Origin of the sequence: Streptomyces sp. 1-11, assembly GCF_007176755.1 — a bacterium.
Taxonomy (GTDB): Bacteria; Actinomycetota; Actinomycetes; order Streptomycetales; family Streptomycetaceae; genus Streptomyces.
Genome location: NZ_BJTV01000003.1, coordinates 560,655 through 569,069 on the forward strand (window position 1 = coordinate 560,655; position 8,415 = coordinate 569,069).

Below are 8,415 nucleotides of genomic sequence, written 5' to 3' on the forward strand. Positions count from 1 at the left end.
CATGCGGCCGCCCGGGCCCGGTGGACGGAGGGGTGAGGTGCGCGACGCACACCGGTGGCTGCGGAGGCTGACCGTGCTCGGCACGGGCCTGCTGCTGCTCCTCCTCGGCACCGCGGTCCCCGCCTCGGCCCACGCCGCCCTGCGCGGCACCGACCCCGCCGACGGCACCGTCCTGAAGTCGGCGCCGCGCCGGGTGACGCTCACCTTCACGGAGTCCGTCGGCCTGCTGACCGACTCGTTCCGCGTCTACGACCCGGGCAACCGCCGCCTGCGCACCGGCGAGGCGGACCACGCCCCGGGCCGCTCCGACACGGCCCGCGTCCCGCTGCCCGCCCGGCTGGGCACCGGCACCTACACGGTGACCTGGCGGGTGGTCTCGGCCGACAGCCACCCGGTGTCGGGCGCGCTCACCTTCTCGGTGGGCGAGCGCACGGCGGCACCGGCGGCCCGGCTCCCGGACCGCGCGGAGAACCGGGCGACCACGAGCCTCTACGACATCGCCCGCTACCTCGCCTACCTGTCCGTGGCGCTGCTCCTCGGCACGGTGGCCTTCGTGGCGTACTGCCGCCCGCCGGGCCGGGCCCGGCTGCGCCGGCCGGCGCTGGCCGCCTGGTGGGTCCTGCTCGCCTCGACCGCCGCCCTCTACCTGCTGAGGGCGCCCTACGAGGAGGGCACGTCCCCCGGGCGGGCGTTCGCGCTGTCCGCGCTCACCCGCACGGCCACCACCCGCCCCGGCGAACTCCTGCTCGCCCGCCTCGCCCTGCTGCTCCTGGCGGCGGCCTGCGTCCCGTTCCTGCGCCGGGGCCCGTGGCGGCGGGTCCCCCGCCGGGCCCTGCTGACCGCGGCCGCTCTCGGCTCCGCGGCCCTCTCCGTGACCTGGGCGGCGGCCGAACACGCCTCGGCCGGGCCGCAGGTACCCGTCGCCGTCGCCTCCACCGCGCTGCACCTGCTGGCCATGTCCGCCTGGCTGGGCGGCCTGGCGGCCCTGCTGCTGACGCTGCGCCGGGACACGGCGGCGGAACCGGCCCACGCGGCCGCCGGGGCGGCGGAGCCGGTCGCGCGGACCGTCGCCCGCTTCTCCCGCCTGGCCTTCGCCTCGGTGACGGTCCTCGCGGTGACCGGCGTCTACCAGTCCTGGCGGGGCCTGGGCTCCTGGCAGGCGCTCACCGGGACGGCGTACGGGCACATCCTGCTGGCCAAGCTGGCGGCGGTGGCCCTGCTCCTGGCGGCCGCCTCCCGCTCCCGGCGCTGGACGGCCCGCCTGGCGAGCCCGGCCCCGGCGGCGCGCCCGGCCCGCGTCCCCGAGCCGGCCACCGGCCCGCCGCTGCCCGCCGGGCCCCCGACGCCCGTACCGGACACCCCGGCCGCCCCCGCCCCGCACCACCTGCGCCGCCCGGTGCTGGCCGAACTGGCGACCGGGGTCCTCGTCCTGGTGCTGACCACCCTCCTGACCAGCACTCTGCCCGGCCGGGCCGAGGCCGAGGCGGCGCGGTCGGAGGCGACGACGGCCGGCATCCCGGCCGCGTCGGTCACCACCGTCCCGTTCGACGTCGGCACCCCCGGCGGCCACGGCAAGGTGCAGATCACCCTCGACCCCGGCCGGGTCGGCGCCAACACCGTCCAGGCGGTCGTCTACGGCCCCGACGGCGGCCTGGCCTCCGTCCCCGAACTCCGCCTCGCGATGGTCCTCCCGGCCCAGCGGGTCGGCCCCCTGGACGCCCGGCTCACCGACCGCGGCGGCTACTGGGCGGCCGACTCCTTCGCCCTGCCGATCCCCGGAACGTGGACCATGAAGGTGACGGTGCGCGTGTCGGACGTGGACCAGGTGACCGTGTCGAAGAGCGTACGGGTGGCGCGGTGACGGTCCGGGGGGAGAGGGCGGGATGGAGCACGGCGAACGAGTCGTCCGGGTCGTCGTCGAGGGCGTGGAGTTCGAGGCCGCGCTGACGGTCCGGTCGGACACCGGTCTGCTGGCCCTGCACGGCGCCGGCGAGGGCGGCACGGCGGAACTGGCCCGCGAGGTGGCGGCCCGCACCGGAGCCAGCGCACTGGTCTTCACCCAGCCCTCGGGACCCCCGGTCCACATCCCCTCGCACCGGATGGCCGCGGCCCCCTGCGAGGCCCTGCGGGAGTTCCTCGCGCACGTCTCCCTCACCGTCTCCCTGCACGGTCATCTGCGTCCCGACGCCCCCCGGTCGATCTTCCTGGGCGGCGCCAACCGCGCGGCGGCGCGGGTCCTGGGGCGCCGGCTCGCCCTGCTCGCCCCCTCCTTCGACACCGTCACCGACCTGGAGCTGATCCCGGACGGGCTGCGGGGCCTCGGCCCGCGCAACCCCGTGAACCTGACCCGTGCCGGAGGCGTCCAGGTGGAACTGCCGCCGGCCGCGCGGACCGCGCGCCCGCAGAAGGTGCCAGGAGTGCCCGAGACACCCCCGCGGGCGGTGGCGGACGCGCTGACCGCCGGGGTCGCGGAGCTGGCGGCGGGAGGGTTCGGCTGACGCCGGGACGGCGAGGCGGGCCGGCGCGGCCCGGCGCGCGCCGCCGCAGGCCGCTGGAGACCGACGCGGCCCGGCGGCCGACGCCGCCTCGCCGAGTGTGAGTGTGAGTGTGGGCGTGGGCGTGGGCCGCAAGCCGTGGGACCGGCTCACAGCTCGGGGTCGTCGAAGTGTTCGAGCAGGAAGTCGACCGGTACGTGACCGGCGGCGACGGCCGCGCCGTCGTGGAGCTGCTGTTCCGTCCAGATGACCTTGCCGCGGCTGGTGTACCGGGTGCCCCAGCGCTGGGCGAACTGCGCGACCAGGAACAGCCCGCGGCCGCCCTCGTCCGTAATCGCCGCCCGCCGCAGCCGCGGCGAGGTGCTGCTGCCGTCCGACACCTCGCAGGTCAGACAGCGGCTGTGCAGCAGCCGTACGGTCACCGGGGGCGAGCCGTACCGGATCGCGTTGGTGACCAGCTCGCTGAGGATCAGCTCCGTGGTGAAGGCGGCCTCCTCCAGCCCCCACACCAGCAGCGTCTCGCGGCAGCGCGCCCGCACCGAGGGCACCAGCGCCGGATCCGAGGGCACCTCCCACTCGGCCACCCGGGAGGACGGGAACCTCCGGGTGCGGGCCGCCAGCAGCGCGATGTCGTCCGAGGAGTGGGCCGGCTTCAGTGCGTCGATCACCGTTTGGCAGACCTCGTCCGGAGGGCGGTTTCCGGACCCGTCCAGCGCCCGGCGCAGCCGCTCCATGCCGACGTCGATGTCCTGGCCGCGGTCCTCCACCAGGCCGTCGGTGTACAGCAGCAGCTGGGAGCCCTCCGGCAGGGACAGCTCGGCCGTCTCGAAGGGGTAGCCGCCGAGGCCGAGCGGCGCGGACGCCGGCACGCCCGGGCAGAGGACCGTGCCGTCGGGGTGCACGAGCACCGGTTCCGGGTGCCCCGCGCGGGCCATCGTGCAGGCCCCCGTCACGGCGTCGTAGACCGCGTACAGGCAGGTCGCCCCGGTCACTCCCTCGCCCTCCAGGCCCTCCGCCGCCTCGCCCCCGCGCTCCTCGTTGTCCATGCGGGCGACCAGGTCGTCCAGGTTGCCGAGCACCTCGTCCACGGGCAGGTCCAGGGTGGCGAAGTTGTGCACCGCGGTGCGCAGCCGGCCCATCGTCGCCGCCGCGTGCAGCCCGCGTCCGACGACGTCGCCCATCACCAGGGCAACCCGGGCGCCGGGCAGCGGGATGACGTCGAACCAGTCGCCGCCGACCCCGCCCTCCGCGGGCAGGTACCGCCACGCGACCTCGAGGGCGTCCTGCTCCGGCTGCCCGCGCGGCAGCAGACTGCGCTGCAGCGTCACCGCCATCGCGTGCTCCCGGGTGAAGCGGCGCGCGTTGTCGATGGCGACCGCCGCCCGCGCCGCCAGTTCCTCGGCGAAGGAGAGGTCGTCCGGCTCGAACGGCTGCGACTCGCGCCGGTAGAAGTTCGCCACGCCCAGCGGCACACCCCGCGCCCGCAGCGGCACCGCCACCAGCGAACGCAGCCCGCACTCCAGAAACAGCCGGGCCCGCTCCGGGTCCTGCTCGTGCCAGCCGGGGGACTGCCGCAGGTCCGGCTCCAGCATGCCGCGCCCCTCCTGCAGGGTCCGCATCTGCGGGGCCAGGGGCGAGAAGTCGATCACTTCGCCGAGCGGGTACACCGGGACCTTCTGCGCTGCGCCGGCGATCGCGGCGCGCCGCAGGTGCCGCCAGCCCTCCGCCGTCGGCTCCCATCCGCGCAGCACCGCGTCCAGCAGGTCCACCGTCACCAGGTCGGCGAAGCGCGGCACCGCCACATCGGCCAGTTCCTGGGCCGTGCGCCCCACGTCCAGCGTCGTGCCGACCCGCACCCCGGCGTCGTACAGCAGGTTGAGCCGCTGGCGCGCGAACTCGGCCCGGCCGGTGATCGCCGTCAGCTCGGTGGTGTCCCGCAGCGTCACCACGCTGCCCCCGCGTCCGGACCGCGGGTAGGTGGGACGCTTGTTCACCGCCAGCAGCCGATCCCCCACGAGGTGCACCGCGTCGGTGACCGGCTCCGGCGTGGTCAGCAGCCGCTGGACCGGCTCCGGCAGGCCCAGCTCCTCCACCGGACGGCCCCGCGCGTCGTCGGGCAGCCCGAGCAGCCGCGTCGCCTCCTCGTTGGCCAGCAGCAGCCGGTCCTCGGCGTCGGTGATCAGCACGCCCTCGCGCACGGAGTGCAGAACCGCCTCGTGGTGCTCGTACAGCTCCGCCAGCTCCGAAGGGGCCAGGCCGTGCGTCTGCCGCAGCAGCCGCCGGGACACCAGGGTCGTCCCCCCTACGCCCAGCGCCAGCGCGACCGCGGCGGCGCCCAGGGTGATCGGCAGCTCCGGCATCCACAGCGCCGCCACGTTCCTGACCGCGATCCCGGCGGAGACCAGGCCGACGATCGTGCCCCGCGCGTCGTGCACCGGGACCACCGCCTGCACGGCCGTGCCCCCGCCCGTCGGCAGCGGCGGCCCGCCGACCTGCTCGACGACCGTGCGGCCCTGGAGCGCCGGCCCGATGGTGCCGACGAACTTCTTCCCGATCTCGCTCGGATAGGGGTACGTGTAGCGGATGCCCTGCTTGTTCATGGCGATGATGAAGTCGACGCCGGAGTTCTTGCGGGCCGCCTCGGCCCGCGGCTGGAGCAGCGCCGTCGGATCCGGGCTGCGCAGCGCCCTGGCCACCCCGGGGGCGCTCGCGAACGACTGGGCCGCGACGACCGACTCCCGGCGTCCCTCCCGCAACGCGTCACGCGCCGACTGGAGCACCACGGCCGCCACCGCGGCCAGCACCAGCAGCACCACGACCGCGATCTGCAGCAGGAGCACCTGTCCGGCCACACTGCGCAGGTGGAGCAGGGAGGTACGCCGTCCCCGCCGGCGTTCGGCGGACCAGTGCTCCGCCGAACCCGGAGGCTGTCCGGAAAATACCTCCATATCCCCTTGATAGCACCAGCGGCCGACCCAGGAGCGCTCAAGCCCGGTCCCGGGGCCGCGCCCGGGGCCCGCGTCCGTCCGGCGCCGCGCCCCCGGCGCCGGCGCTCCTCCCGGCCCGGTGCGCGGCGGGATACGGTCGAGGTCCCCGCGGAGCGGTCCCGGCACGGCGGTGCCACTCGGTGCGACGTGCCGGAGGGCGCGGAAAGGGGCCTGCGATGAGCCGGGTGAGCAGCGCGCCGTCCGCGCCGTCCGCGCCGGCCCGGCCGATGCGGCCGCTGTACGCGGCGGGGTTCACCACGGCCTTCGGCGCGCACGGCGTCGCCGCGAGCCTCGGCAGCGACACCGCGGGCGCGGTCACCTCCCTGCTGGCGCTCGGCGGGCTGCTCGCCCTCTACGACGGCGCCGAGGTCGTCCTGAAGCCGGTGTTCGGCACCCTCGCCGACCGGATCGGCGCCCGCCCGGTCCTGCTCGGCGGGCTGGTGGCCTTCGCCGCCGCGTCCGCGCTGTACGCGGTGGTGGACAGCCCGGGCTGGCTCTGGGCGGCACGACTGGGGCAGGGTGCGGCGGCCTCCGCCTTCTCGCCGTCCGCCTCCGCGCTCGTCGCCCGGCTCAACCCGGCGGCCCGGCACGGCCGCGCGTTCGGCGGCTACGGCTTCCACAAGTCGCTCGGCTACACGCTCGGGCCGCTGCTCGGCGGCGTCCTGGTCCGGGCCGGCGGGCTGCGGCTGCTCTTCGCCGTCCTCGCGGTGCTGGCCGCCGCGGTCGCCGTCTGGGCCGCGGCCGCCGTGCCCGTCGTGGCCCCGCTGCCCAAGGCCCGGCAGACGCTGCTGGACCTGGCCCGGCGGCTGGCCGAACCGGCCTTCCTCGCCCCGGCGTCGGCGCTGGCCGCGGCGACCGCCGCACTGTCGGCCGGGGTGGGCTTCCTGCCGGTCTCCGGACGCGCCGCCGGGCTGGGAGCGGTCGCCACCGGTGCCGCCGTGTCCTTGCTGGCCGCGTGCTCGGCGGTCGTCCAGCCGAGGGCGGGGCGGGCGCTGGACAGCGGACGTCTCACCGCTCGGGCCGGCCTGCCGGCGGGGCTGCTGCTGGCGGCCGGGGGTCTGGGCTGCGCCATGCTGCCCGGCCTGGCCGGCGTGCTGTCCGCCGCGGCCCTGATCGGCGCCGGCACCGGCCTGATCACCCCGCTCGGCTTCGCCGCCCTGGCCTCCTCGACCCGGCCGGAACGACTGGGCCAGACCATGGGCGCCGGCGAACTCGGCCGTGAACTCGGCGACGCGGGCGGCCCGCTGCTGGTCGCGGTCGTCGCCGCCCGGACCTCCCTCACCCACGGCTACGCGGCCCTGGGGCTGCTGCTGATCCTCGGCGCGGCACTCGGCCTGGCGGGCAAGTGGCCTCGAAAATCGAACACATGATTGAATTCATTCATGCGAACGTTCCCCGACGATCTCGCGCAGGCTCAAAGGGAGTGGAGTGCCACGTACCGGCAGCTCGCCGAGCACCCTGGCCGCACCGAACTGCGCCGGCGCCTGTACCGGCTCTCGACCCAGACGTTCTTCCATCCCGGCTGGCAGCGGCGCCGCCCCGCTCCCGCGGCCTGGCGGGAGCTGCGTGCGCTGGGACGGGCGGACGGGCCCGTGAACGAGCGGCCTCGCCGATGACGGGCTGGGACGCGGGCCCCGACGCCCCGGACGGACCCGAGGGCCTGTCGTCCGGACCGGTCCTCGTCACCGTGCTCCCGCCGTCGCCGTCCGGGGGCCGCCGCGTGCGCGTGGGCGGCGAATTCCTCGGCCTGGCCCACAACGCGGCCGACATAGCGGAGTTCCTCCGCCGGGCCGGCCTGGAGATCGACCCGGCCGACGTGGCGGAGGCCCCGTGGATCGACTGGCGCGGGGCGGGACCGGAGCGGTGGGGGCCGGAGACGAGCGGCTGACCTCGGAAGTCCGGCGGCGTGCGCGGACGGAAGGCCCGGTCCCGTGCGCGGACGGAAGACCCCGCCACGGCCCCGTGCGGAAGGCCGGCCGCGCCCTCAGGGCCGGACCGGGCAGGACACGGGCCCCGGCACCGGTCAGCCGATGAAGATGCTGTGCGTTCCGGGTATCTGCACCGCCAGCCCGGGAGGGATGACCTGGACGGGCCCGCCCGCGCAGCCCGGAACGTTGTGCACCAGGGCGGGCGTGTCCGTGAAGTTGAAGACCGTCGAGAGGTGAGTCACCTCGAAGCAGCCTCTCGGGTCGTCGTGACGGACCCCGTCGATCGCGAGGAACCCGTTCGCGCCGAACGCCGAGCCCGCGACGGCGAGCGCGAGCCCTCCGGCGGCGGCGAGTGTGGCGAGTGTCGAGATCGTACGGCGCATGACGAACCTCCCGGCTAGGCGGGCCAGGCAGGTCCGGGCCCTGCAACCGACCGTACGGAAGCGTGCACGCGGCGCATCCGGGCGTCATCCAACCGGGCGACCAGTGGCGTGCGGGGCGGCCGCCGGCCGGCTTGAGCCCGGTGGGCCCTTCGACGGGAGGCGGCTGCTCCCGTACCGATGCGGAAAATCATCCGATCGATCGGTGAATGTTCGTTTTGCGTCGAATGGTGAGGGGACCCGCACCGGACGCCGCCGGAGCGCCGACGCTCCGCCTGGCGAGCCGGCGGCAGAGCCACCGTTCACCTGCTCCGGGTGAACGGCCCGCGGAGACGTGCCGGGACTTCCGGGAGCCGGACTCCCTGCACCTTTCCCATCACCGCCACACCGCGACACCAAGGGAAGTCGCCATGAAAGCAGCGGTATATGAAGGACCGCGAACGGTCACAGTGAAGGACGTGCCGGACGCGAAGATCGAGCACCCCTGCGACATCATCGTCAGGATCACCACCACCAACATCTGTGGTTCGGACCTGCACATGTACGAGGGCCGCACCTCGTTCGAGTCCGGCCGCACCCTGGGTCACGAGAACATGGGCCAGGTGGTGGAGGTCGGTCCGGCCGT

Annotated in this window: 7 protein-coding genes; 5 read left to right on the top strand and 2 right to left on the bottom strand. The window is 75.9% G+C overall.

What is annotated here, in order from left to right:
* The first annotated feature begins 1 nt into the window (after window position 1).
* The gene (locus TNCT1_RS09650; RefSeq protein ID WP_143630407.1) at window positions 2-1,861 is read left to right on the top strand and encodes a copper resistance CopC family protein; all 1,860 of its coding nucleotides are present in this window, start codon (window positions 2-4) and stop codon (window positions 1,859-1,861) included.
* Between the two features lie 22 nt (window positions 1,862-1,883).
* Window positions 1,884-2,498 (top strand): poly-gamma-glutamate hydrolase family protein, encoded by a 615-nt coding sequence (locus TNCT1_RS09655; protein WP_143630408.1) that lies wholly within the window; start codon window positions 1,884-1,886, stop codon window positions 2,496-2,498.
* A gap of 146 nt (window positions 2,499-2,644) precedes the next feature.
* Here TNCT1_RS09655 and TNCT1_RS09660 read toward each other — a convergent pair whose 3' ends face one another.
* Window positions 2,645-5,443: a SpoIIE family protein phosphatase/ATP-binding protein gene (locus TNCT1_RS09660; RefSeq protein WP_143630409.1), complete on the bottom strand. Its 2,799-nt coding sequence runs from the start codon at window positions 5,441-5,443 to the stop codon at window positions 2,645-2,647.
* Window positions 5,444-5,709: 266 nt separating this feature from the next.
* Here TNCT1_RS09660 and TNCT1_RS09665 point away from each other — a divergent pair, with 266 nt between their 5' ends.
* Window positions 5,710-6,852 (top strand): MFS transporter, encoded by a 1,143-nt coding sequence (locus TNCT1_RS09665; RefSeq protein ID WP_143630466.1) that lies wholly within the window; start codon window positions 5,710-5,712, stop codon window positions 6,850-6,852.
* Window positions 6,853-7,094: 242 nt separating this feature from the next.
* Window positions 7,095-7,370 carry a hypothetical protein gene (locus TNCT1_RS09675; RefSeq protein ID WP_143630411.1) on the top strand — a complete coding sequence of 92 codons (276 nt, stop codon included), beginning with the start codon at window positions 7,095-7,097 and terminating at the stop codon, window positions 7,368-7,370.
* 135 nt (window positions 7,371-7,505) lie between these two features.
* On the opposite strand, the gene TNCT1_RS09680 is transcribed toward TNCT1_RS09675, so the two are convergent.
* Window positions 7,506-7,793: a hypothetical protein gene (locus tag TNCT1_RS09680; RefSeq protein WP_143630412.1), complete on the bottom strand. Its 288-nt coding sequence runs from the start codon at window positions 7,791-7,793 to the stop codon at window positions 7,506-7,508.
* Window positions 7,794-8,200: 407 nt separating this feature from the next.
* On the opposite strand from TNCT1_RS09680, the gene TNCT1_RS09685 reads away from it, so the two are divergent.
* Window positions 8,201-8,415: alcohol dehydrogenase catalytic domain-containing protein (locus tag TNCT1_RS09685; RefSeq protein ID WP_160160384.1), on the top strand; the 215-nt coding region annotated here is incomplete at its 3' end.